20 protein-coding genes, 1 tRNA gene, 2 pseudogenes and 1 riboswitch are annotated in these 24,326 nt (G+C 70.1%); of the genes and pseudogenes, 13 read left to right on the top strand and 10 right to left on the bottom strand.

Features of this window, described 5'->3' with window-relative positions; translation table 11 throughout:
• The first annotated feature begins 94 nt into the window (after positions 1-94).
• The 9 genes and pseudogenes from ACZ7LU_RS33785 to ACZ7LU_RS33745 all read left to right on the top strand — a co-directional run bounded on the left by ACZ7LU_RS33785 (position 95) and on the right by ACZ7LU_RS33745 (position 9,271).
• Positions 95-1,162 (top strand): LysM peptidoglycan-binding domain-containing protein, encoded by a 1,068-nt coding sequence (locus ACZ7LU_RS33785; protein WP_471918906.1) that lies wholly within the window; start codon positions 95-97, stop codon positions 1,160-1,162.
• Between the two features lie 195 nt (positions 1,163-1,357).
• Positions 1,358-1,509, top strand: a riboswitch (cyclic di-AMP (ydaO/yuaA leader).
• A 4-nt stretch (positions 1,510-1,513) separates the two neighbouring features.
• Positions 1,514-1,909: pseudogene (locus ACZ7LU_RS33780) on the top strand (transglycosylase family protein); the annotation flags it as partial.
• Between the two features lie 123 nt (positions 1,910-2,032).
• Positions 2,033-2,236: pseudogene (locus tag ACZ7LU_RS33775) on the top strand (LysM peptidoglycan-binding domain-containing protein); the annotation flags it as partial.
• 333 nt (positions 2,237-2,569) lie between these two features.
• Positions 2,570-3,850 (top strand): phosphopyruvate hydratase, encoded by a 1,281-nt coding sequence (gene eno / locus ACZ7LU_RS33770; protein WP_362998513.1) that lies wholly within the window; start codon positions 2,570-2,572, stop codon positions 3,848-3,850.
• Between the two features lie 129 nt (positions 3,851-3,979).
• The gene (locus ACZ7LU_RS33765) at positions 3,980-4,459 is read left to right on the top strand and encodes a septum formation initiator family protein (protein ID WP_398303525.1); all 480 of its coding nucleotides are present in this window, start codon (positions 3,980-3,982) and stop codon (positions 4,457-4,459) included.
• A 43-nt stretch (positions 4,460-4,502) separates the two neighbouring features.
• The gene (locus tag ACZ7LU_RS33760; RefSeq protein ID WP_468304613.1) at positions 4,503-5,060 is read left to right on the top strand and encodes a DUF501 domain-containing protein; all 558 of its coding nucleotides are present in this window, start codon (positions 4,503-4,505) and stop codon (positions 5,058-5,060) included.
• The gene (locus tag ACZ7LU_RS33755; protein ID WP_471918905.1) at positions 5,057-5,998 is read left to right on the top strand and encodes a Ppx/GppA phosphatase family protein; all 942 of its coding nucleotides are present in this window, start codon (positions 5,057-5,059) and stop codon (positions 5,996-5,998) included. Before ACZ7LU_RS33760 ends, ACZ7LU_RS33755 begins: the two co-directional genes overlap by 4 nt.
• 343 nt (positions 5,999-6,341) lie before the next feature.
• Complete coding sequence (locus tag ACZ7LU_RS33750) at positions 6,342-7,745, top strand: NAD(P)/FAD-dependent oxidoreductase (protein ID WP_398303531.1); 1,404 nt, start codon at positions 6,342-6,344, stop codon at positions 7,743-7,745.
• A gap of 227 nt (positions 7,746-7,972) precedes the next feature.
• On the top strand, positions 7,973-9,271 hold the full coding sequence (locus tag ACZ7LU_RS33745; protein WP_468087353.1) for a class I SAM-dependent methyltransferase: 1,299 nt from the start codon (positions 7,973-7,975) through the stop codon (positions 9,269-9,271).
• Between the two features lie 118 nt (positions 9,272-9,389).
• Here the strand turns inward: ACZ7LU_RS33745 and ACZ7LU_RS33740 are convergent, their stop codons facing one another.
• Together ACZ7LU_RS33740 and ACZ7LU_RS33735 are read right to left on the bottom strand one after the other, a co-directional pair.
• Positions 9,390-11,915: an ABC transporter permease gene (locus ACZ7LU_RS33740; protein WP_471918904.1), complete on the bottom strand. Its 2,526-nt coding sequence runs from the start codon at positions 11,913-11,915 to the stop codon at positions 9,390-9,392.
• A 153-nt stretch (positions 11,916-12,068) separates the two neighbouring features.
• The gene (locus ACZ7LU_RS33735) at positions 12,069-12,839 is read right to left on the bottom strand and encodes an ABC transporter ATP-binding protein (protein WP_398303537.1); all 771 of its coding nucleotides are present in this window, start codon (positions 12,837-12,839) and stop codon (positions 12,069-12,071) included.
• Between the two features lie 394 nt (positions 12,840-13,233).
• Between ACZ7LU_RS33735 and ACZ7LU_RS33730 the strand changes: the two genes are divergently transcribed.
• Positions 13,234-13,316 (top strand) — tRNA-Leu (locus tag ACZ7LU_RS33730).
• Positions 13,317-13,558: 242 nt separating this feature from the next.
• Positions 13,559-14,482 carry a Bax inhibitor-1/YccA family protein gene (locus tag ACZ7LU_RS33725; RefSeq protein ID WP_468555871.1) on the top strand — a complete coding sequence of 308 codons (924 nt, stop codon included), beginning with the start codon at positions 13,559-13,561 and terminating at the stop codon, positions 14,480-14,482.
• 69 nt (positions 14,483-14,551) lie between these two features.
• On the opposite strand, the gene ACZ7LU_RS33720 is transcribed toward ACZ7LU_RS33725, so the two are convergent.
• Positions 14,552-14,782 (bottom strand): DUF4287 domain-containing protein, encoded by a 231-nt coding sequence (locus ACZ7LU_RS33720; protein WP_125513198.1) that lies wholly within the window; start codon positions 14,780-14,782, stop codon positions 14,552-14,554.
• 102 nt (positions 14,783-14,884) lie between these two features.
• On the opposite strand from ACZ7LU_RS33720, the gene ACZ7LU_RS33715 reads away from it, so the two are divergent.
• Complete coding sequence (locus tag ACZ7LU_RS33715) at positions 14,885-15,196, top strand: hypothetical protein (RefSeq protein ID WP_398303541.1); 312 nt, start codon at positions 14,885-14,887, stop codon at positions 15,194-15,196.
• Positions 15,197-15,229: 33 nt separating this feature from the next.
• On the opposite strand, the gene ACZ7LU_RS33710 is transcribed toward ACZ7LU_RS33715, so the two are convergent.
• From ACZ7LU_RS33710 to ACZ7LU_RS33700, 3 genes are all read right to left on the bottom strand, one after another.
• On the bottom strand, positions 15,230-16,111 hold the full coding sequence (locus ACZ7LU_RS33710; RefSeq protein ID WP_398303543.1) for a hypothetical protein: 882 nt from the start codon (positions 16,109-16,111) through the stop codon (positions 15,230-15,232).
• A 219-nt stretch (positions 16,112-16,330) separates the two neighbouring features.
• Complete coding sequence (locus ACZ7LU_RS33705) at positions 16,331-17,551, bottom strand: acetyl-CoA C-acetyltransferase (protein WP_471116603.1); 1,221 nt, start codon at positions 17,549-17,551, stop codon at positions 16,331-16,333.
• Positions 17,552-17,878: 327 nt separating this feature from the next.
• Positions 17,879-18,898 (bottom strand): SGNH/GDSL hydrolase family protein, encoded by a 1,020-nt coding sequence (locus ACZ7LU_RS33700; protein ID WP_398303547.1) that lies wholly within the window; start codon positions 18,896-18,898, stop codon positions 17,879-17,881.
• A 164-nt stretch (positions 18,899-19,062) separates the two neighbouring features.
• Here ACZ7LU_RS33700 and ACZ7LU_RS33695 point away from each other — a divergent pair, with 164 nt between their 5' ends.
• Positions 19,063-20,454, top strand: coding sequence for a cystathionine beta-synthase (locus ACZ7LU_RS33695; protein WP_398303549.1), 1,392 nt, complete (start codon positions 19,063-19,065; stop codon positions 20,452-20,454).
• A gap of 355 nt (positions 20,455-20,809) precedes the next feature.
• Here the strand turns inward: ACZ7LU_RS33695 and ACZ7LU_RS33690 are convergent, their stop codons facing one another.
• From ACZ7LU_RS33690 to ACZ7LU_RS33675, 4 genes are read right to left on the bottom strand one after another with little or no spacing between them, the layout of a single operon-like run.
• A complete protein-coding gene (locus tag ACZ7LU_RS33690; RefSeq protein WP_471918903.1) occupies positions 20,810-21,229 on the bottom strand; it encodes a hypothetical protein in 420 nt (139 codons plus the stop codon).
• A gap of 11 nt (positions 21,230-21,240) precedes the next feature.
• Positions 21,241-22,668 carry a purine-cytosine permease family protein gene (locus ACZ7LU_RS33685; RefSeq protein ID WP_471918902.1) on the bottom strand — a complete coding sequence of 476 codons (1,428 nt, stop codon included), beginning with the start codon at positions 22,666-22,668 and terminating at the stop codon, positions 21,241-21,243.
• Positions 22,669-22,689: 21 nt separating this feature from the next.
• Positions 22,690-23,631 carry an ABC transporter substrate-binding protein gene (locus ACZ7LU_RS33680; RefSeq protein WP_471918901.1) on the bottom strand — a complete coding sequence of 314 codons (942 nt, stop codon included), beginning with the start codon at positions 23,629-23,631 and terminating at the stop codon, positions 22,690-22,692.
• A gap of 22 nt (positions 23,632-23,653) precedes the next feature.
• Positions 23,654-24,325 carry an ABC transporter permease gene (locus ACZ7LU_RS33675; RefSeq protein WP_471918900.1) on the bottom strand — a complete coding sequence of 224 codons (672 nt, stop codon included), beginning with the start codon at positions 24,323-24,325 and terminating at the stop codon, positions 23,654-23,656.
• Position 24,326: the final 1 nt, after the last annotated feature.

The raw sequence follows: 24,326 nt of genomic DNA, 5'->3' as shown, positions 1-24,326 counted from the left end.
ACTTGTGACAAGCGTTCGACTGCGGCTACGTTCACGACGACTTGAGCGCCCCAGGCGCCCAAGTCGTCGCTGCAGTCTCCTGAAAGGCACCCGCATGCTCTCCGGCAATGGTCGTCACCGACGCCCCCGCCAGGCCCCGGCCCTCATCGTCGCGGCAGGTGTCACCGGATCAGCCATCGCCATCCCGCTGCTCGGCGCCACCAGCGCGAGCGCCGCCGAGACCACCACGTGGGAGAAGCTCGCCGAGTGCGAGAGCGGCGGCGCGTGGAGCGCCAACCCCGGCAACGGCTACTACGGAGGCCTCCAGCTCTCGCAGGAGACGTGGGAGGCGTACGGCGGCCTCGACTACGCGACCAGCCCCGACCAGGCCAGCCGCTCGCAGCAGATCGCCGTCGCCGAGAAGATCCTCCGCGACAAGGGCACCGCGGCCTGGCCGAGCTGTGCCCCGATCGCCGGGCTCAGCAAGGGCGGTGCCGCGGCCGACGTCGACCCGGGCGGGCCCGTCACCCCGACGCCCTCCGACTCGACGGGTTCGGCCGACTCCAAGGACCCCGAGGGCTCCAAGGATTCCAAGGACGCCAAGGAGCCCGAGGGTTCCAAGGACTCCAAGGCCCCCGAGAAGGGGACGGACAAGTCTTCCGGCGAGACCACGGACTCCGCCGACCCGGAGCGGCCCTCCGACGACGCGAGCGACACGCCCGCCTCCGGCGACGGTTCGCGAGAGAAGAATCACGACGAGTCCGGCGAAAAGGACGGCAAGGGCGGCAAGGGCGACGCCGAAGACGCCGACGGCAAGGGCGACTCCGGCAAGTCCGGCCAGAAGGACACCACTTCACCCGCGCCCGAGAAGTCGACCGACCCGGCCGACGACGCCACCGACCCCAACAGCTCCTCCTCCGGCCGCCACCGCGGCGACCGCGCGGACGAGAGCGACAGCGCCGGCGACCGCCCCGGACGGCACGCCTCGCGCGGCGCCGACCGCTCCGAGAAGCTCGCCGACGGGACGTACACCGTGCGTTCCGGGGACAACCTCTCGGTCATCGCGGACGACTTCGGGGTCGACGGCGGATGGCACGAGCTCTACAGCGAGAACAAGAAGACCGTCGGAGGCGACCCGGATCTCATCCTCCCCGGTCAGAGCCTCGATGTGGGCGAAAAGTAACGGGATTTGACGATGCGTCTGCGGGGGACTTGGCCGGTGTTGTCCGGTTTGGCGCGAGTGAGAGATGGGTCTCAGAAGCCCTGATCGTCTTTGAAATTCGGTGGGGAGCGTGTCTACGGTCGTGACCGCTCGCCACTGGTGAGCCCCGCCGGTCGGTACGCCGAATCCTGCCAACGGCCGGACGGGAACAGTCGTCGCTCAAGAGCGCCGTGGGCAGGAGCGGGGGACCCAAGGTAAGTGCCGTGTCATGCGGCTAGGGGTGAAGCCGCACTCGCGAGAGTGCGGCCGGGCAACCACATCGGCCCGAACCCGACAGCTCACCTCGCAGGCGTCGGTGTAGGGGATGAACTCATGCTGCTTTCCGGCAAGGGCAAGCACCGTCGCCCGTCCAAGGCCACTCGTGTCGCCACGCTCGTCGGCGTGACCGGCGCCGCCGTCGCCGCCCCGCTGATGGCGGCCGGCTCGGCCAACGCCGCCACCGGTCAGGAGTGGGACGCCGTCGCCCAGTGCGAGTCCGGCGGCAACTGGTCCATCAACACCGGCAACGGCTACCAGGGCGGCCTCCAGTTCTCGCCGTCCACCTGGGCCGCGTACGGCGGCACGAAGTACGCGCCGACCGCCGACAAGGCCTCCAAGGCCCAGCAGATCGAGATCGCCGAGAAGGTCCTCGCCGGCCAGGGCAAGGGCGCCTGGCCGAGCTGTGGCGTCGGCCTCTCGGGCGCCGCGTACAACGGCGGCGGCTCGCAGCAGCAGGCCCCGCAGCAGCAGAGCAAGCCGCAGCCGCAGCAGACGCAGCAGCAGGCCGCTCCGCAGCAGCAGGCCGCGCCGAAGCAGGCCGCTCCCAAGCCGCAGCCGACGCCGCAGACCGAGACCAAGAAGACCGTCGAGACCCCGACCGGCAAGAAGGTCGAGAAGGGCGACGGCGAGTACAAGGTCAAGACGGGCGACACCCTGTCCAAGATCGCCCAGGCGCACGACGTCAAGGGCGGCTGGCAGAAGGTCTACAAGCTCAACGGCGACATCATCGACGACGCCGACTTCATCTACCCGGGCCAGCAGCTCCACCTGAGCTGACCCGGCCGGTCACGGCCGTGCCTCGGCGGACGCACGGCCGTACCCCCCGTCCCCACGGGCTCCCCGCCCCGGTGCGCGTATCCCCCGTACGCACCGGGGCGGGGGCATGTCCGCACCCGTTCCCTCCGCCGCCTCCGGCCCCTCTTGTTCGCTACTAGCGAGTAGAGAACATGGCCTTACGCCCTGTTTCCGCGCCATATGGGCCTTGTGTCGTCCCAGGGGACGGGCGGTCGGCTGGCCGAAGGCCCGGAGCCGGTTAGGCTCAGGAGACGCAGGGCCGAAGCGGCCCGGCGTAATCGTGTTTACGCGTCACACTCCCAGAAGGAGATGCTCGTGCCGTCCATCGACGTCGTCGTAGCCCGGGAAATCCTGGACTCCCGAGGCAACCCCACGGTCGAGGTCGAGGTCGGCCTCGACGACGGCAGCACCGGTCGTGCCGCCGTCCCGTCCGGTGCCTCCACCGGTGCCTTCGAGGCCATCGAACTCCGTGACGGTGACCCCAACCGTTACCAGGGCAAGGGTGTCGAGAAGGCCGTCCTCGCCGTCATCGAGCAGATCGGCCCGGAGCTCGTCGGCTACGACGCCACCGAGCAGCGCCTGATCGACCAGGCGATGTTCGACCTGGACGCCACCGACAACAAGGGCTCGCTCGGCGCCAACGCCATCCTCGGCGTCTCGCTCGCCGTCGCGCACGCCGCCTCCGAGGCCAGCGACCTGCCGCTCTTCCGCTACCTCGGCGGTCCGAACGCGCACCTGCTGCCCGTCCCGATGATGAACATCCTGAACGGCGGGTCGCACGCCGACTCGAACGTCGACATCCAGGAATTCATGATCGCCCCGATCGGCGCGGAGTCCTTCTCCGAGGCCCTGCGCTGGGGCACCGAGGTCTACCACACGCTGAAGAAGGTCCTGAAGGACAAGGGCCTCTCCACCGGCCTCGGCGACGAGGGCGGCTTCGCCCCGAACCTGGACTCCAACCGCGCCGCCCTCGACCTCATCCTCGAGGCCATCAAGCAGGCCGGTTACGTCCCCGGCGAGCAGATCGCGCTCGCGCTCGACGTCGCCGCGTCCGAGTTCTACAAGGACGGCAAGTACCAGTTCGAGGGCAAGGAGCGCTCGGCCGCCGAGATGACCGAGTACTACGAGGAGCTCGTCGCCTCGTACCCGCTCGTCTCCATCGAGGACCCGCTGTTCGAGGACGACTGGGCCGGCTGGAACGCCATCACCGAGAAGCTCGGCGACAAGGTGCAGCTCGTCGGCGACGACCTGTTCGTCACCAACCCGGAGCGCCTGGCCCGCGGCATCGAGGAGAACTCGGCCAACGCCCTGCTCGTCAAGGTCAACCAGATCGGTTCGCTGACCGAGACCCTGGACGCCGTCGAGATGGCCCAGCGCAGCGGCTTCAAGTGCATGATGTCCCACCGCTCCGGCGAGACCGAGGACGTCACCATCGCCGACCTCGCCGTCGCCACCAACTGCGGCCAGATCAAGACCGGCGCCCCGGCCCGCTCCGAGCGCGTCGCCAAGTACAACCAGCTCCTGCGCATCGAGGAGATCCTCGACGACGCGGCGGTCTACGCGGGCCGTAGCGCGTTCCCGCGCTTCAAGGGCTGATCACCGCTTCAGGGCTGATCACGCACGAAGCCCGGCAGTGACGCCGGGTTACCTACGTCCCCGCACATGGTCCCGTACCGTGTGCGGGGACGTACGTACGTGCAGGCGCTGCGCCGGGGAGGCGGAACCATGGCCAAGGCCGGGACCAAGGACCGGTTCTCCACCGCGACCCGTCTGCGGCTGCTCGGTGAGCAGACCGCGGAGCGCGTCTACCGCTCCCAGACCAAGCGCCAGGCCCGCCGCTCCCGGCTCACCGGGCGGGCCGCCCTTCTCGCGCTCGTGCTCTGCTCGTTGGTCGTCGCGCTCGCGTACCCGATGCGGCAGTACGTCTCGCAGCGCGCCGAGATCGACGACCTGCGCAGACAGCAGGCCGAGCACCGCGCGGACGTCGAGAAGCTCCGCGACGAAAAGGCCCGCTGGCAGGACGACGCGTACGCGGAGCAGCGCATCCGCGACCGCCTGCACTACGTGATGCCGGGCGAGACCGGCTTCACGGTGATCGACCCGGCGGCGGCACAGAGCCGCCGCACGGACCAGGGGGCGGCAGCGCGCCCCTGGTACTCGAACGTCTGGGACGGCGTCGACAAGGCCGACCGCCCCGACGACTGACTCCCCGATCCGTACCCGACCCGTACCGACACGAAAGACAGGCATGGAAACGCCCCCGCCGAGCACCCCGCGCACCGAGCCCACCGACGCCGACGTCGAGGCCTTCAAGCAGCAGCTCGGCCGACCGCCGCGCGGCCTGCGGGCCATCGCGCACCGCTGCCCCTGCGGACAGCCGGACGTCGTCGAGACGGCGCCGCGCCTCCCGGACGGGACGCCCTTCCCGACGACGTACTACCTGACGTGCCCGCGGGCCGCCTCCGCGATCGGCACGCTGGAGGCCAACGGCGTCATGAAGGAGATGTCGGAGCGGCTCACGACGGACGAGGAGCTGGCGAAGCAGTACCGCGCCGCGCACGAGGACTACATCGCGCGCCGTGACGCCATCGAGGTCCTTGAGGGCTTCCCGAGCGCGGGCGGCATGCCGGACCGCGTGAAGTGCCTGCACGTCCTGGTCGGTCACTCGCTGGCCGCCGGCCCCGGTGTGAACCCGCTGGGCGACGAGGCCATCGCGATGCTCCCTGAGTGGTGGGCGAAGGGCCCGTGCGTCACGCCGTGCACGGACGCCACCGCCGACGCCGCCGCCGACGGGGGCGCCGAGTGACCCGCGTCGCCGCCATCGACTGCGGCACGAACTCGATCCGCCTCCTGGTGGCGGACGCCGACCCGGCCACGGGCGAACTGGTCGACCTGGACCGGCGGATGACGATCGTCCGGCTCGGCCAGGGCGTCGACAGGACGGGGCGTCTCGCCCCCGAGGCGCTGGAGCGCACCTTCGCGGCCTGCCGCGAGTACGCCGCCGTCATCAAGGAGCACGGCGCCGAGCGCGTCCGCTTCGTCGCCACCTCGGCGTCCCGCGACGCCGAGAACCGCGACGCGTTCGTCCAGGGCGTCCTGGACATCCTGGGCGTCGAGCCCGAGGTCATCTCCGGCGACCAGGAGGCCGAGTTCTCCTTCACCGGCGCCACCAAGGAGCTGACGGGCCGCGACGACGTCGCCGCGCCCTACCTGGTGGTGGACATCGGCGGCGGCTCCACGGAGTTCGTGGTCGGCACGGACCACGTGCGGGCGGCCCGCTCCGTCGACGTCGGCTGCGTCCGCATGACCGAGCGTCATCTCGTACGCGACGGGGTCGTCACCGACCCGCCCGCGGCCGAGCAGCTCGACGCGATCCGCGCCGACATCGAGGCCGCCCTCGACCTGGCCGAGCGCACGGTGCCGCTCAAGGAGGCCCGCACGCTGGTCGGCCTCGCGGGTTCGGTGACCACGGTCGCCGCGATCGCGCTCGGCCTCGACACGTACGACTGGCGGGCGATCCACCACGCCCGCATCCCGTACGAGCAGGTGAGCGCCATCGTGGACCGCCTCACGCACGCCACGCACGACGAGCGCGCCGCGATCCCGGTGATGCACCCGGGCCGCGTCGACGTCATCGCGGCGGGCGCCCTGGTGCTGCTCGCGATCATGGACAGGGTGGGCGCGCGCGAGGTCGTGGTGAGCGAGCACGACATCCTCGACGGCATCGGCTGGTCGCTCGCCTGAACCCGCTCGCGGGAAAGTTCGTGAAGTTCTTCACAAGGAAAAAGGCCCTGATGGGCGAGGTTCGACGGTGTCGGGCCGCCTAAAGGGGGCTTTTCGAAGGGCCGCGCCCGTGGCCGGGATGTTTCGTGCGGGTCACCGGAGTGTGGTGTCGGGCTCCGGTTCGGGCCGGGCGGGGCCTCGGAGTGCAGCTCACAAGGGGTGCACAACGACTCGTGTGGCATCGTGGTTCCCCACCGGCACCATGACCTCGGTCACGTGGGCGGCGAAGTGTAGCAGAGGCCCTTGGCATGCTTGTGAAGGGGCGCACGAGCGACCCCCGCCGGGCGGGTGGATACTCGATGGCATGAGCACCACGGAGCGTCCCAGGATCCTCGTAGTAGGCGGTGGGTACGTAGGCCTGTACGCAGCTCGGCGCATTCTCAAGAAGATGCGCTTCGGAGAGGCGACCGTCACGGTCGTCGACCCCCGGTCGTACATGACCTACCAGCCCTTCCTCCCCGAAGCCGCCGCCGGCAGCATCTCGCCGCGGCACGTCGTCGTACCGCTGCGACGCGTACTGCCGAGGGCGGAAGTCCTCACCGGTCGGGTCACCACCATCGACCAGGACCGCAAGGTCGCCACGATCGCGCCGCTCGTCGGCGAGGCCTACGAGCTGCCTTTCGACTACCTGGTCATCGCGATGGGCGCGGTCTCCCGCACCTTCCCGATCCCCGGCCTCGCCGAGCAGGGCATCGGCATGAAGGGCATCGAGGAGGCCATCGGCCTGCGCAACCACGTCCTGGAGCAGCTGGACAAGGCTGACTCCACGACCGACGAGGAGGTCCGCCGCAAGGCGCTGACCTTCGTCTTCGTCGGCGGTGGCTTCGCGGGCGCGGAGACCATCGGCGAGGTCGAGGACATGGCCCGCGACGCGGCCAAGTACTACAAGAACGTGAAGCGCGAGGACATGCGCTTCGTGCTCGTCGACGTCGCGGACAAGATCCTCCCCGAGGTCGGCCCGAAGCTCGGCCAGTACGGCAAGGAGCACCTCGAGGGCCGCGGTGTCGAGGTCTACCTGAAGACCGGCATGGACTCCTGCGTGGACGGCCACGTCGTCCTGAACAACGGCCTCGAGGTCGACTCGAACACGATCGTGTGGACCGCGGGCGTCAAGCCGAACCCGGCGCTGTCCCGCTTCGGTCTGCCGCTCGGCCCGCGCGGCCACGTGGACACCCAGACGACGCTCCAGGTGCAGGGCACGGACTACATCTGGGCCGCGGGCGACAACGCCCAGGTGCCGGACGTCGTCGGCCGCAAGGCCGGCAACGAGAACGCCTGGTGCCCGCCGAACGCCCAGCACGCGCTGCGGCAGGCGAAGGTCCTCGGCGACAACGTGATCTCCGGCATGCGGGGCTTCCCGCAGAAGGAGTACAGCCACGCCAACAAGGGTGCGGTCGCCGGTCTCGGCCTGCACAAGGGCGTCGCGATGATCGTCATGGGCAAGATGAAGATCAAGCTCAAGGGCCGTCTCGCCTGGTACATGCACCGCGCGTACCACGGCATGGCGATGCCGACGTTCAACCGCAAGATCCGCGTCTTCGCGGACTGGACGCTCGGCATGTTCCTCAAGCGCGAGGTCGTCTCCCTGGGTGCTCTGGAGGCCCCGCGCGAGGAGTTCTACGAGGCGGCCAAGCCCGCCCCGAAGCCCGCTGCCGCCGCCGAGCCGGCGCCCGCGGTGAAGACCGAGGAGAAGGCCAAGGCCTCCTGACCTCGCGTCACTGATCCACCCGAAGGGGCCGCCCGCCATCCGTGGTGCGGGCGGCCCCTTCGGCGTGTCCGGCGAAAAATAGATGCCGGGGGCATCTATTTTGCCGTACCGTGACGCGGCAACGGGACTGCGTCCAGGCCCCTTCGGTGTTGACGTGGTGTTGGACCGTTCCGGGATTTTCCCTCATTGTCACAACAAGGGATGCCCCATCCACGGAGGTGTGCGCCATGCAGGACGCCGCACAGCGGCTGAAGACCCTCGCCGAGCAGCTCATGGGAGCCCCGCTGCCGGTGCGTATCCGCGCCTGGGACGGGTCGGAGTCGGGCCCGCCGAACGCCCCCGCCCTCGTCGTACGCAACCGCCGCGCCCTGCGCCACCTCCTGTGGAAGCCGGGGGAGCTGGGCCTCGCCCGCGCCTGGGTGGCCGGTGACCTGGACGTCGAGGGCGACCTGTACCAAGCCCTGGACACGATGGCGGAGTTCATCTGGGAGCGCGACGACGGTGCCAGGAGCCTGCGGCAGTCCCTGCGCGACCCGGAGTTCCGCGCCGCGGTCCGCTCCCTGGTCGCCCTCTCCGCCCCCTTCCTGCCGCCCGCCCCGCCGCCCGAGGAGATGCGCAGACACGGCCGTCTCCACCTGCACACCAAGGGCAGCGACCGCCGCGCCATCAGCCACCACTACGACGTCGGCAACGACTTCTACGAACTGGTCCTCGGCCCGTCGATGGTCTACTCGTGCGCCTACTGGGAGTCGCCCGACGGCACCCTGGAGGACGCCCAGCGCGACAAGCTCGAACTCGTCTCCCGCAAGCTCGGCCTGAAGCCCGGCATACGGCTGCTCGACGTCGGATGCGGCTGGGGCTCCATGGCGATCCACGCGGCACGCGAGCACGGCGTGAGCGTCGTCGGCGTCACCCTCTCCCAGGAGCAGGCCGCCTACGCCAGGAAGCGGGTGGCCGAGGAGGGACTGACGGACCGGATCGAGATCCGCGTCCAGGACTACCGCGACGTGCGCGACGGACCGTACGACGCTATCAGCTCCATCGGCATGGCCGAACACGTCGGCAGCGAACGCTATTTGGAGTACGCCCGCGACCTGTACGCCCTCCTCAAGCCCGGCGGGCGGCTGCTCAACCACCAGATCGCGCGCCGCCCGCAGGCCGACGAATCGGCGTACTCCGTGGACGAGTTCATCGACGCGTACGTCTTCCCGGACGGCGAGCTGGCGCCCGTGGGCACCACGGTGGCGCTCCTGGAGCGGGCCGGCTTCGAGGTCCGCGACCTGGAGTCCATCCGCGAGCACTACGCCCTCACCCTGCGCCGCTGGGTCGCGAACCTGGAGGCGCGCTGGGTGGAGGGCCGGCGGCTCACCTCACCCGGCCGCGCCCGCATCTGGCGCCTCTACATGGCCGCCTCCGCGCTGGCCTTCGAACACAACCGCATCGGCGTCAACCAGGTCCTCGCGGTGAAGACCCCGGAGACCGGGGCCTCGGGCCTGAGCCTGCGGACGAGGGACTGGCGCGGCTGACCGTCTCAGCCCGTCCGGCGTTTGAGGACGAGCCGCGCAGCGGCGATACAGGGCAAGCCGAAGGGCCCCGGCGAGATTCCCCTCGCCGGGGCCCTTTTCCGTACTGCCGAGCGGAGCGCTACTCGCTCTTGATGGCCATCAGCGGGTTCAGCTTCGCCGCGCTGCGGGCCGGCCACATCGCCGCGAGGACACCGACCAGGGCCGCGATCCCGAGGAAGATCACGATCCGGCCGAACGGGATCTCCATCGAGTACGTGGAGACGCTGTTCGAGATCGTGCCGCCCGCGACCCAGCCCATGAAGAGGCCGAGACCGATGCCGAGCACCGCGCCGAACAGGGAGATGATGACCGCCTCCAGGCGCACCATCTGCTTGACCTTCGCGCGGTCGAGGCCGATCGCCCGCAACATGCCGATCTCGTGCTTCCGCTCGAACACCGACATCGCGAGGGTGTTGATGACGCCGAGCACCGCGATGAGGACGGCCATGGCCAGCAGGCCGTAGAGCATGTTCAGCATCATGTTGATGGCACCGGCCACCTGGTTGCTGATCGCGTCCTTGTCCTGGACGGTGATGGCGGGGTTCTCGCCGAGGGCCTTGACGATGGCGTCCTCGGCCTTGTCGGAGGTGCCGTCCTTCATCTTCACGAGGACCTGCTTGTCGACGACCTTGGTCAGGTGCGGGTCGACGACGGAGGTCGGCGCGAAGAGGCCGTTGAGCATCTCGTTGCCCTCGTAGACACCGGCGACCTTCAGCCGGACCTTCTTGCCGTCGTCGTCGAACTTCAGCGGCAGGGTGTCGCCCGCCTTGAGGCCCTTGTCCTTGGCGGTGTCCGTGTCGACGAGCACGCCGCCGGACTTCAGGCCGGCCACCGAGCCGCTGGTGAAGTCCAGGCCGACCAGCTCGCCGAAGGTCTTCGGGTCGACGCCGGAGATGGAGACGAAGCCGCCGTCGGCCTCGCCGTAGGTGCTGCGCAGCGGGGTGGTCGCCGCGACGTCCGGGATCTTGTCCAGCTTCTCGCGGACCTCGGGGGTCAGCGGCTGGAAGTTCGCCATGGAGACGCTGTAGTCGGCCTTCATGGCGCCGGCGGCCATCTTGTTGATGGCGGTGCTCATCGAGGTGGCGACCACGGTCATCGCCGTGATGAGGGTGAGACCGATCATCAGGGCAGCGGCCGTGGAGGCCGTGCGGCGCGGGTTGCGCACCGAGTTGAGGCGCGACAGCTTGCCGGTGACGCCGAACGGCTTCAGGAGCGGCGCCGACGCGGCGATGAATGGGCGGGACAGCAGCGGCGTGAGGACGATGACGCCGACGAGCATGACGCCCGCGCCGCCCGACTTCACGTAGTTGTCCTTCATGAAGAGCATCACCGCGCCGAGCGCGACGATGACCGAACCGATGGTGTTGCGGACCACCAGGCCCCGCACGGTCGGCGTCGCGTGGACGCTGTTCATCGCGGCGACCGGCGGGATGCGCGCGGCGCGGCGGCCCGGCAGCCAGGCGGCCAGCATGGTCACGACCACGCCGATGAGCAGCGCCACGACGATCGTGGTCGGGGCGATGACGAGCGGTCCGTCGGGCAGCGAGGCGCCGGCGGAGTTCATCAGGGACTCCAGGCCCACGGCCACGCCGATGCCGAGCGCGAAACCGCTCACGGCGGCGATCATGCCGACGAGGAAGGCCTCGATCAGCACGGAGCGCGTCACCTGGCGGCGCGAGGCACCGACGGCCCGCATGAGCGCGAGCTCCTTGGTGCGCTGGGCGACCAGCATGGTGAAGGTGTTGGCGATGATGAAGATGCCGACGAAGAGCGCGATGCCGGCGAAGATCAGCAGGACCTGGCTCATGGAGCTGGTCTGCTCCTCGATCATCCTGTCCTGCTGGGCCTTGAGCTCGCCGCCCGTCATCGTCGAGGAGTCCTTGGGCAGGATCTTCTCGACCGACTTCTCCAGGACCGCCTCGGAGGTGCCCGCGGCCGCCTTCACGTCGATCTCGTCGTACTGGTTCTTGTTGAGCTCCTTGAGCGCGGTCTTGTTGTCGAAGACGACCAGGCTGCCGCCCGCGACGACACTGCCCTCGTCGGTGTCGAAGATGCCGCTGACCTTCGCGGTGCGCACCGGGCCGTCGGTGGAGTAGCGCACGGAGTCGCCCACCTGGTAGCCGGTGCGGCCCGCGGTGCGGGAGTCGAGGGCGATGTCACCGGCGGACTTCGGGGCGGTGCCCTCGGTGAAGTCGTAGCGCGGGTCCTTGCCGTCCTTGCCCGGGAAGTAGTTGGCGCCGGTGGTGCCCCACTCGCCGCCCACCAGCTTGCCGTCCTTGTCGGCGAGCGCGGTGAAGCCCGAGACGGAGCCGAGCACGGCACCGGCGCCGGGCAGCCCGTCGGCCTTCTTCAGGAGGGAGTCGGTGAGCTCGGGCTTCTGCTTGGGTCCCCGGCCGCTGTCGTCGCCGGAGGAGTCACTGGCGGACGTGATGGCGACGGAGACGTGGTCGAAGCTCTTCGCCGACTTGTTCTTGTAGGCGTTGCCGAAGGTGTCGGTGAAGACCAGGGTGCCGGAGACGAAGGCGACGCCGAGCATGACGGCGAGCACGGTCATCAACAGCCTGGCTTTGTGCGTGAGCACGTTGCGCAGGGCGGTACGGAACATGGGTGTGAGTCCAGGGTGAAGTGAGGGGGGAGCGCCCCGCAGGGGCCTCCCAGGGGCGCGGGGAACTGCGCGACAAGCCACGGATGGCCCGCAGTCCCGACGAATTCCGGACCTCGACGGCGGTAGGGGGGACCGCCCGAGGCCAAGCGGCCACTAGCTCGTGCGGCCCTTCGCGTCGAAGTGCTTCATGCGGTCGAGCACCCCGTCCGCGGTCGGCCGGTGCATCTCGTCGACGACGCGCCCGTCCGCGAGGAAGATCACGCGGTCCGCGTACGACGCGGCGACCGGGTCGTGGGTGACCATCACGACGGTCTGCCCGAGGTCGCGGACGGAGTTGCGGAGGAAGCCGAGGACCTCCGCGCCGGAGCGCGAGTCGAGGTTTCCGGTCGGCTCGTCACCGAAGATGATCTCCGGCTGGGAGGCGAGGGCGCGGGCCACGGCGACGCGCTGCTGCTGGCCGCCGGAGAGCTCGGTGGGCCGGTGCTTGAGGCGCCCGGAGAGGCCGACCATCTCGATGACCTGCTCGACCCACTCGCGGTTCGGCTTGCGGCCCGCGATGTCCATCGGCAGCGTGATGTTCTCCAGGGCCGTCAGGGTCGGCAGCAGGTTGAACGCCTGGAAGATGAAGCCGATCTTGTCCCGGCGGAGCTTCGTGAGCTGCTTGTCCTTGAGCGTGGACAGCTCGGTCTCGCCTATGCGCACGGAGCCGGAGCTGAAGCTGTCCAGGCCGGCGACGCAGTGCATCAGGGTCGACTTGCCGGAGCCCGAGGGGCCCATGATCGCGGTGAACTCGCCCTGCCCGAAGTCGACGGAGACCCGGTCCAGGGCGACCACCTGGGTCTCACCCTGTCCGTACACCTTGGAGAGTTCCGTGGCGCGCGCGGCCACGGCGGTGGCGCGAGTGGCGAAAGGGGTGGTGGTCACGGGGTGGTGCTCCTGTCGGGACGACGAGTGGGGACGTACTCCATCGTCCCGGCCGATCAGCGCCATGTAGTCAGCCGCTGTTCCGGTTCCCGGGGCCCTCTCGAGTCGGACTTGAGGGCGTCCTGTCATACCTGGGGATGACGTGCGTCCCTGATGCGGAAAGGAGGAGAAAGCGGGACCTGGAACGTCGGGAGGGCTAAATTCCGTCATTCCGTGCAGAGGCCCACGAGACCGGCCGGGCCCGGGGTAGGGCCTCCGGCATGTACCAACGGACCGTGACAACGGCTGATGCACCCTCAGACGTCAATAAAATAAGACAACATCGGGCTGTCCTTCCGCTGTTCGGGGGATGCCTCCCGATAGGGTCGAAGCCTCGACGCGGAGCCCATGGCCTGCCCGGATGGTGGAATGCAGACACGGCGAGCTTAAACCTCGCTGCCCCTCGGGGGCGTGCCGGTTCGAGTCCGGCTCCGGGCACATCCGCTGATTGGTGAAGGTGCCGGTGGCACGGCCCCCTGGCACCGCTCCCCGGCACCCCTCCCCTCCTGACCGCGCGGTCACCCGGGCGGCGGAACGGTACCGATCCGGGAACAGTACGCCCCAGGTCGAGCGTTCTTCCTCACAGAGAGGGAAAGATCCTCCCCAAGCACTAGGCCCATCCCTTTGCCTACGCATTACTCTTGAGGCAAAGCCACACACGGTGGCCATGGAGGAGTGAAATGAGGAGCAGTAACCCGGTCTTCTCGCGACGGGGGTTCAGCCGCGACAACGGCTTCGCCGGCTTCGGCGCGCAGCCGCAGGCCGGGGGACCCGCAGCCGCGACCCAGACCCAGCAGGGCAACCCGTACGCGCAGGGCAATCCGTACGCAGGCCAGCAGGCCCCCGCGGGCAACCCCTACGCCACCAATCCGTACGCCCAGCAGGACCTGCAGCACGGCGCGCCCCAGGCGCCCGTGACCACACGCATGACGATGGACGACGTCGTCATGCGCACCGCGACCACGCTCGGCACGCTCGTGGTCACGGCCGCGCTCGCCTGGGCGCTCCTGCCGGTGGACGACGCGAACATCAGCAAGTCCTACGGCATCGCGATCGGCGCCGGCCTCATCGCGATGGTGCTCGGCCTCGTCCAGGCCTTCAAGCGCAAGGCCTCGCCCGCGCTGATCATGGCGTATGCGGCACTGGAAGGCGTCTTCCTCGGCGTCATCTCCAGCGTCGTCGACAACCGCATCGCGAGCGGCGCGGCCATGCAGGCCGTGCTCGGCACGATGGCCGTCTTCATCGGCGTCCTCGTGGCCTACAAGGCGGGCTGGATCCGCGTCAACCGCCGCTTCTACGGCTTCGTGATGGCCGCGGCCCTCGGCTTCCTGCTGCTGACCGCCGTGAACCTGCTGTTCATGGTCTTCGGCGGCGGTGACGGTCTCGGCTTCCGCAGCGGTGGCCTCGGCATCGCGTTCGGCATCGTCGGCATCCTGCTCGGCGCCTGCTTCCTGGCCCTCGACTTCAAGCAGGTCGAGGACGGCATCGCGTACGGCGCCCCCAAGGAAGAGGCCTGGCTCGCCGCGTTCGGTCTGACGATGACGCTCGTCTGGATCTACATGGAGTTCCTGCGCCTGATCGCCATCTTCTCGGGCAACGACTGAGGCGCGTAGTCGCAGAAGGGCCCGCGGACCGGAGACGGTCCGCGGGCCCTTTGCCGTGTGGGTGGGGGGTCAGAGGAATTTTCGGGCGGCCCGCCTGAGGTCGTACTCGTGGATGATCGCCTTCGCGTGGCCGTACGCGAGATTGTGTTCGGCGCGGAGCCAGCTGACCTTCTCCTCGAAGCGGAAGAGAGAGGGTCCTTCGTCCACGGCGCGGAGCCAGTCGGAGACTTCACGACCGGTGCATTGGGGGATTCGGGCGAGCAGGTTGCGGTGGGTCTCCTCGGAGAAGACTTGTGACATCGGCGCCTCCGGACGCGTCGCGATGTGTTCCGTCCTTCACGACACCGTGCCTGAGCGCCGGGGCGTTGGCAACAGTCCCGTAAAGCCACATAGGGTCGCGGGGTGCTCGATACGACGCCTTTGACGGCCGCAGTGGACCATTTCGCCGACCGCCTGCGGGCCGCGCCACAGAGCCGGCTGCAGCGCGGAGCGGCGACCGAAGCGCTCGCCCTGGCCAGGGAGTTGGCCGTCCTCGCGCAGCGCATCGAGGAGCCGGAAACCCCACCGCGGGAGATGCCGGACGCCGGGATGTTCGCCGCCGCCGACCAGATCACCGTCGCGGGCCGGGACCTGGCCCTCGTCCTGACGGACGCCGAGGAGCTCGAGCGGGTGCTGCGCCTCGTGGAGGAGGCGCAGAAACGGGCCGGGGTCTAGGACAGGCCGTCGGCGGGCCCTCGGCCCGCCGGCTCAGACGGACGCGATGACGCGGTCGGCCAGGATGTAGACGTTCTCGGTGCCGCACTCGAAGGTCAGGGCGTACGCGCCCGAGATGCCGGAGCCGCCCAGCAGGAACGGGGTCCGGCCCTCGCGCAGGGCCGTGGCGAGGAGCTCCGCCGTCTCGCGGTGGCCGGGCGTCATGCACAGCGTCGTACCGTCCGCGAAGACGTACACGTCCAGGGTGCCCAGCGGGCCGGGGCGGACGTCGGCGAGGGCGGTGCGGGCGGCGGCGAGCTCCTCGAGGCACTCCACCGTGCGCTCGTGGTCGCCGTGGGTGCCGTCGGGGGCCGGGGTCTGCACCGGCACGAAGTCCGGGTGCGAGGGGTGACGGCGGCGGGCGGCGGCCAGCTCCGGGGAGTCTCCGCCGTGGACTCCGTCCAGGGAGGTGCCGCCGGCGAACTCGTCGGTGCCCGCGGGGTCGGCGAAGGGCTCGATCACCGGCTCCAGGCTGTCGGACTCCAGGCCCGCGAAGTCGGCCTGGCGCGGCAGGAACAGCTCGTCGGCGATGCTGTCCGGGATGCCGGGCAGGCCGCTGAGCAGAGAGGGCCCCTCGGAGCCCTCACGGGCCTCCTGGGCCGCCCAGAAGGCCCTCGCCTCGGCGAGCTCCCGCTCCCGCTCCTCGGCGAGCGCCTCGGTCACCGCCGCGCGTATCTCGTCGGTGTCCACCGTGGTACGGGCGGCCGGCACCGTCGGGTGCGGGCCGCTCGTGGCACGGCTGCCGACCGCCTCGGCGTGCAGGGCTGTGATCTCGGCGATCTGCTTGCGCAGGCCGTGCACGGCGTGCAGGGCGGCGACGCCCACGGCCGTGGCAGCGGCCGTGGAGAGCAGCAGGGCAAGAGGCAAGGCGCTCACTGACGTACTCCCGGTTTCAAGTCGACCCCCGACTTCCTACATCAGCTTGAAGCCTGCACGATCCGCCTGTCAGTGCATTACGTCACGAATTGGACAGGTCTTTTGGCCCGGTGTACATCCCCGGATCCGCTCTGAGCTGGGCATATGTATCTCCCCCAGGAGATAGGTCACATCCTGGGGGAGATTGGGTCACGAAGTGATCCAGGGGCCTGGCCGGAGCTAGCTGAGGCGCTCGATGACCATTGCCATGCCCTGGCCGCCGCCGACGCACATCGTCTCCAGGCCGAACTGCTTGTCGTGGAACTGGAGGGAGTTGATGAGCGTGCCGGTGATGCGGGCGCCCGTCATGCCGAAGGGGTGGCCGACGGCGATGGCGCCGCCGTTGACGTTGAGCTTGTCGATGTCGATGCCCAGGTCGCGGTAGCTCGGGATCACCTGCGCGGCGAAGGCTTCGTTGATCTCGACGAGGTCGATGTCGTCGATGGTGAGCCCGGCCCGCCGCAGGGCCTGCTTGGACGCCTCGACCGGGCCGAGGCCCATGATCTCGGGGGAGAGGCCGGTGACGCCGGTGGAGACGATGCGGGCGAGCGGGGTCAGGCCGAGGTCGCGGGCCTTGGTGTCGCTCATGATCACGAGGGCGGCGGCGCCGTCGTTGAGCGGGCAGCAGTTGCCCGCCGTGACCATGCCGTCGGGGCGGAAGACCGGCTTCAGCCCCTGCACACCCTCCATGGTGACGCCCGCGCGCGGCCCGTCGTCCTTGCTGACGACCGTGCCGTCCGGGGTGGTGACCGGGGTGATCTCGCGCTCCCAGAAGCCGTTCTTGATGGCTTCCTCGGCGAGGTTCTGCGAGCGGACGCCGAACTCGTCCATGTCCTGGCGGGTGACGCCCTTGAGGCGCGCCAGGTTCTCGGCGGTCTGGCCCATCGCGATGTACGCGTCCGGGAGCAGGCCGTCCTCGCGCGGGTCGTGCCACGTGGAGCCCTCGGTCTTGGACACGGCCTCGGTGCGGGCCTCGGCGTCGGCGAAGAGGGGGTTGTGGGTGTCGGGCAGGCCGTCGGAGGTGCCCTTCACGCTCCGGGACACCATCTCGACGCCCGCGGAGATGAAGACGTCGCCCTCACCGGCCTTGATGGCGTGCAGTGCCATACGGGAGGTCTGCAGGGACGAGGAGCAGTACCGGGTGATGGTGCAGCCCGGGAGGTGGTCCATGCCCAGCTGCACGGCCACGATGCGGCCGAGGTTGTGCCCCTGCTCGCCGCCGGGCAGGCCGCAGCCGAGCATCAGGTCGTCGATGTCCTTGGGGTCGAGCTCAGGGACCTTGGCGAGGGCGGCCTCGATGATGGTGGCGGTCAGGTCGTCCGGACGCAGATCCTTCAGCGAGCCCTTGAAGGCGCGGCCGATCGGGGTGCGGGCGGCAGAGACGATCACGGCTTCGGGCATCAGGACGCTCCAGTGACGAGGCGAAGGGTGGGGCAGGGCTGCTCTCTCATGGCTCTCTGGGAAGTTACCTGCACGTAATGGTGCGGGTCATCGGGTCGGGGGTGTGACACGGGCCGCATTTCTAAGCGGGCGCTCAGGCCGCGGGGCCCTGGGCGGGTGGGGGTGCGTTTCCCGTCTGCGGCCGGGTGGGGGCTCGTCGCGCAGTTCCCCGCGCCCCTGGGTGGTCCACCGCGCCCTGCACCGCCAAGGGAACGGCGCCGGGCAAGTATTCAGGGGCGCGGGGAACTGCGCGATCAGCCCCCACCCACCCGCAGGTGAAGGCCGAGGTCAGTGGGGGAGAGGGGACGGTTCCGGGGTGTGGATGCGGCGGCGGCGACGGCGCTTGAGGAGCGCCCACGGCCCCCGTGGCCCCGTAGGCATCGCCGCCGTAACCTCCGTACCGCCCTCCGAAGCCGCCTGCGCCGCCGCCCTGGCCACCGGCAGGAACCCCTCGCGCCGCGAGACGTCCGGGCGCTCCTCCTCCGGCCACAGGCCCAGCGCCGCGCACAGCGTGGGAAGGACCGCCATCGCCGCCGTCGCGTACCCCTCCGCGGAGGGGTGGTAGCGGTCCGGGCCGAACAGCTCCCGCGGGTGCGCCGCGAACTCGGGACCGAGCAGGTCGCCCAGCGACACCGTCCGCCCGCCCTGCTCCACCACGCCGATCGTCTGCGCCGCGGCCAGCTGCCGCGAGACGTGCCGGGCCAGCCACCGCAGGGGCTGGTAGACGTTCTCGACCGTGCCGAGGTCGGGGCAGGTGCCGACCACGACCTCCGCACCGGCCGTACGGAGCCTGCGCACCGCGGCGGAGAGATGGCGCACCGACCGCGTCGGCGGCATCCGGTGCGTCACGTCGTTCGCGCCGATCATGATGACGCAGACGTCCGGCACCCAGGCCGGGTCCGAAAGGATCAGCGTCACCTGCCGGTCCAGGTCGTCCGACTGGGCGCCGGGCAGCGCCACGTTCCGCAGGTCGACGGGGAGCTCGGCGACCGCGGCGAGCCCGGAGGCGAGCAGCGCCGCCGGGGTCTGCCTGGCCCGGTGCACGCCCTGTCCCGCCGCCGTGGAGTCCCCGAGCATGGCGAACCGCACCGGTTCGGGGGAGTCGGCGCGGGCAGGATGGGCGAACGCCCCGCCGTACCGGCCGTCCGCCCGCGGTGGATCCGCGTGCCCGCCATTGCCCACGTTCCGCTTCGCCAGCTGTACCTCGGCCAGCACCACGCCCACCGTGGCGGCCCCGAGCAGCCCGATGCCTCCGCCGCCGTACGCCGCGCCCGCGGCGATCCGCCGTGCCACCCTCGCCCTCGACATGCCCTGCAGCCACCTCCTCGTGCCGTACCGGTTCGTACGGCCGTACATCCACTCATTGCCCCGTAAGCACGGTCGGCCAATCGCGAGCGGAGGTGAACGGATGAGGTGGACCCTTAGGCTGACCGCACCAATTCGTCGCACTACATCGCAGCCCGGAGACAACGGTGCAATTCCACGACTCGATGATCAGCCTCGTCGGCAACACCCCGCTCGTGAGGCTCAACAACGTGACCGCGGGCATCCAGGCGACCGTCCTGGCCAAGGTCGAGTACTTCAACCCCGGCGGTTCCGTGAAGGACCGCATCGCGCTGCGCATGATCGAGGCGGCCGAGCAGAGCGGGGAGCTGAAGCCCGGCGGGACGATCGTCGAGCCGACGTCCGGCAACACCGGCGTCGGCCTTGCCATCGTGGCCCAGCAGAAGGGCTACAAGTGCATCTTCGTCTGCCCGGACAAGGTGTCCCTCGACAAGATCAACGTGCTGCGCGCGTACGGCGCCGACGTGGTGGTCTGCCCGACCGCCGTCGACCCCGAGCACCCGGATTCGTACTACAACGTCTCCGACCGGCTCGTACGCGAGACGCCCGGTGCCTGGAAGCCCGACCAGTACAGCAACCCGAACAACCCGCTCTCCCACTACCACTCCACGGGCCCCGAGCTGTGGGAGCAGACGGAGGGGAAGATCACCCACTTCGTGACGGGCATCGGGACCGGCGGCACGATCTCCGGCACGGGCAACTATCTGAAGGAGGTCTCCGGCGGCAAGGTCACCGTCGTCGGCGCCGACCCCGAGGGGTCCGTGTACTCCGGCGGGTCCGGGCGGCCCTACCTCGTCGAGGGCGTCGGTGAGGACTTCTGGCCGACGGCGTACGACCGCAATGTCACCGACGAGATCATCGCGGTGTCCGACAAGGACTCCTTCCAGATGACCCGGCGGCTCGCCAAGGAGGAGGGGCTGCTCGTCGGCGGTTCGTGCGGCATGGCGGTCGTGGCGGCGCTGCGGGTCGCGGAGCGCCTCGGCCCCGACGACGTCGTGGTCGTCCTGCTCCCCGACTCCGGGCGCGGCTACATGAGCAAGATCTTCAGCGACGAGTGGATGAACGACTACGGCTTCCTGGAGGAGGCCGGCGACCAGCCGCGCGTCGGCGACGTGCTGAGCCGCAAGGAGGGCGGCGAGCTGCCCTCCCTGGTCCACATGCACCCCGAGGAGACGGTCGGGGAGGCGATCGAGGTGCTTCGCGAGTACGGCGTCTCGCAGATGCCGATCGTCAAGCCGGGCGCGGGCCACCCCGACGTGATGGCCGCCGAGGTCATCGGCTCGGTCGTGGAGCGGGAGCTGCTCGACGCGCTCTTCACGCAGCGCGCCTCGCTCTCCGACCCGCTGGAGAAGCACATGTCGGACCCGCTGCCGCAGGTCGGCTCCGGCGAGCCGGTGGCGGACCTGATGTCGGTGCTCGGCGGCGCGGACGCGGCGATCGTCCTGGTCGAGGGCAAGCCGACCGGTGTCGTGAGCCGGCAGGACCTGCTCGCGTTCCTCGCGGGACAGCAGTCCCAGTAGGCGGGTCCCGGTAGGGCGGTCCCAGTAGGAGCTTCTTCTCCGAAGCGGTACGAGCACGTCATGTGCGCGCAGCACCCGCTTAACAAGGCTGCGGCACATTGGTCGTTGTCGGCGTCAGGACCTCCGGAGCGGCTCCCGGATCCACGGACGCCCGGACGTGGCCCGGCTCTGACCCGGCCCGCGTCCCTCGCGGGGACCGCCGTCGTCCCGCCCCCTGGGTGACCCCGGGGGTGCGGCGGTCCCCGCGCTGACGCTCCGCTGGGTTGGGCGGTTCTTTCCCTGCGGGTGCGTGGGGGCTGGTCGCGCAGTTCCCCGCGCCCCTGTACCGGCACCTCCGGCTGGGCGGCAAGGTGATTCAGTCGTCCCACTCCGACGTGCGCTCGTCGCGCCGGTGGACGAAGGACGTGCCGCGCAGGCCGTGCACCGCGTTCACGCCGAGGATGCCGGCCCAGGAGACGAAGAGGCCGGTCAGGCCGGCGTTGGTCGCGGCGATCGCGGAGAGCGGGATCGCGAGGACCAGCGAGATGACGCCGAAGCCGAAGCGCTCGCTCCAGGAGTCGACGGGGCTGCCGGGGGAGCGGGCGCCGCGGGCGACGACCATCTGCTGCTCGGCCAGGTGACGGCGCAGGCGGCGGTCGATCGTGCCGTCCAGGCGCTGCTCGACCTTCCCGAGGAAGGAGTCGACCAAGGCGGAGTCGTACTCTTCGCCGAGCTCTCTGCGGGCGTGCAGAGTGGCGTCGAGTTCCTTCTTGAGTTCCGCGTCACGGGCTTCCATAGCCGTTTACGTTACGGCGCCTGGGTGGCCCTCGCGCTGGGGCTAACCCCCCTTTCCGTCCGGGCCCCATCCCCAGGGACGGGCGGGTTCCGCCTGGCCAGGGACCAGTACAGCACCGCGGGCACCACGAGACCCACGATCCACGAGATGTCGGCGCCGCCCAGCGGCTCGACCAGCGGGCCCGTGTAGAAGTGCGTGACGAGGAACGGCAGCTGGGCGAGCAGACCCACGCCGTAGACGAGCAGCGCGTCCCACCGCCAGGCGCCGTAGCGGCCGTGCGGGTCGAAGAGGGCGGGGATGTCGTACCGCTCGCGGGAGATCAGGTAGTAGTCGACCAGGTTGATCGCCGACCAGGGCGTGAAGAAGGTCAGCAGGAACAGCAGGAAGTCCTTGAAGGACGCCAGGAAGCTGTCCTTGCCGAGCAGCGCCACCGCCGTGCCCGCCACCATGATCACGGCGATGTACGCGGCCCGCCCGCGCGGTCCGAGGACCCGCCGGCCCCGGAAGCCGCTGATGCTGGTCACCATCGACATGAAGCCGCCGTAGGTGTTGAGCACGTTGATGGTCAGCTTGCCGAGCGCGATCACGAAGTAGAGGAAGGAGGCGATCAGGCCGGTGTCGCCGAGGCCGACGACGTACCCGACCTGGTTGGCGAGGAAGGCGTCCCCGGCGCTCGCCGCGACCAGGACCCCGAAGGTCATCGACCACTGCGAGCCGATGGCCGAACCCGAAAGCGTCCACCAGAACGTGGCCTTCGCCGACGTCGTACGCGGCAGATAGCGCGAGTAGTCCGCGACGTACGGACCGAACGCGAGCTGCCAGGACGCCGAAAGCGAGACGGCGAGCAGGAACATCGGCAGGTCGAAGCGGGCGTCGCCGAACAGCGCCCCGACGTCCACGCGGTCGACGAGCCGGATGCCGAGGTAGACGAACGCGAGCGCGCAGATCACGCTCGCCACCCGGCCGAGCGCGTGGATGACGCGGTAGCCGATCGCGGCCATGACCGCCGTGACGGCGGCGAAGACCACGATGCCGGTGGTGTCGTTCGTGTGCGTCAGCTCGGCCGTGGCCTGCCCGGCGAGGACGCTGCCGCTCGCGAAGAACCCGACGTACATGAGGATGACGAGGAGCAGCGGGACGACCGCGCCCTTCACGCCGAACTGGGCCCGCGACTGGATCATCTGCGGCAGACCGAGCTTCGGGCCCTGCGCCGAGTGCAGGGCCATCACCGCGCCGCCCAGCAGATTGCCGAGGACGAGGCCGACCAGCGACCACACCACGTCGCCGCCGAAGACGACGGCGAGGGCGCCCGTGACGACCGCGGTGATCTGCAGATTGGCGCCGAGCCAGAGCGTGAACTGGCTGAACGCGGTGCCGTGCCGTTCGTCGTCGGGGACGACGTCGATGGAGCGCCGCTCCACCAGGTCTTCAGCTGCCATGCCGATCGACTCCCCCTTCGGTTAAGCGGACTTCTCCGTCAGTCCGTGGCGGGACGCCCAGTCGTTCGCGACGTCCTCCGGGTCCTTCTTGTCCTTGTCCACCAGGCGGTTGAGCTCGGTGAGCTGCTCGGTCGTCAGGAGGGCGCCGAGGCGTGCGAGCGCCTTGCGGACCGTCGAGTCGGCCTTGCGGTCGGCGATGAGCGGGACGACGTGCTGGCCGGGGATGAGGTTCTTGGGGTCGGTGAGGACGACCCACTTCTCGGCGGCGATGTCGGTGTCGGTGGTGAAGAGGTTCGCGACGTCGACGTCGCCCTTGCGCAGGGCGCCCTTCACCAGGGGACCGGACGAGTCGAGCGACTTGAACTCCTTGAACTCGGCTCCGTAGACGTCCTTGAGGCCGACCGCGCCCACCGTGCGCTTCTTCACCTCGGGTGCGGCGCCGATGACCAGCTTGCCGTTGTGCTTCGCGAGGTCGGCGAGGGACTTGAGGCCGTACTCCTTCGCCGTCTCGCGCGTGACGACGAACGCGTCGGAGTCCTCGGCCCGCCCGTAGGGGAGGATCTGCAGGCCGCGCGGCAGGGCCATGGCGAGGGCGTTCTGCATCTCGCCCTCCTCCGTGGCCTTCGCCTTCGGGTCCAGGTAGTGCAGGAGCGCGCCCTGGTACTCGGGCAGCAGGTCGATGTCGCCGCCCTTGAGGGCGGGGATGAGGATCTCGCGGGTGCCGAGGTTGGGGCGGACGTTCGTCTCCACGCCCGCCGCTTCGAGCGCGGCGGCGTAGAGGTGTCCGAGGACCTGGTTCTCGGTGAAGTTGGCGGTGCCTATGGTGACGCCGCCCTTGCTGGAGCCGCCTCCGCCGCCGCCCGAGCCCCCGCCGTCGAGGGAGGTGACGCCGCCGCTGCAGGCGGCGAGCGCGGGGACGGACGCGGTGGCGAGGAGCCCGCCGAGGAGGGTTCTGCGGTTCATGGCTGCCATCTGATGTCTGCTCCTAGGCCGACGTGGTGGGGCGGTGGCGGAAGAGGGCGCGCTGGAGGGCCGAGAGGGCGAGATCCAGTACGACGGCGACGACGGCCACGAGCACGGCGCCGCCGAGAACCTGCACGAGGTCGCGCTGGGCGAGGCCGTCGAACACGTACCGGCCGAGGCCGCCGAAGGAGACGTACGCGGCGATCGTGGCGGTCGCGACGACCTGGATCAGCGCGAGCCGCAGGCCCGTCATGATCAGTGGCAGCGCGAGCGGCAGCTCGACCTGGAACAGCACCTGGTGGGCGCGCATGCCCTGGCCGCGCGCCGCGTCCTTCACCTCGGGGTCGACGGCGGTCATGCCCGCGTACGTGTTGGTGACGACGGACGGGACCGCGAGCGCGACGAGAGCGATGTAGACGGGCCACATCGACAGGCCGCTGGCGAGGAAGACGAGGACGACGAGCCCGACGGTGGGCAGCGCTCGGCCGAACGAGGCCAGGTTGATGGCGATGAAGGCGCCGCGCCCGGTGTGCCCGATGAGCAGGCCGAGCGGCAGTGCGATGGCGGCCGCGACGAGCGTCGCGAGCAGCGAGTACTGGAGGTGTTCGGCGAGGCGGTGCCCGATGCCGTCCTGCCCTGTCCACTGCTCGCCGCTGATCAGCCAGGCGCCGAGGTCCTTGAAGAGTTCGTACATG

It is taken from the genome of Streptomyces sp. NPDC039462, from assembly GCF_055639375.1.
The sequence above is the reverse complement of the archived record's forward strand: the minus strand, read 5'-3'. Positions and strand labels throughout refer to the sequence as shown.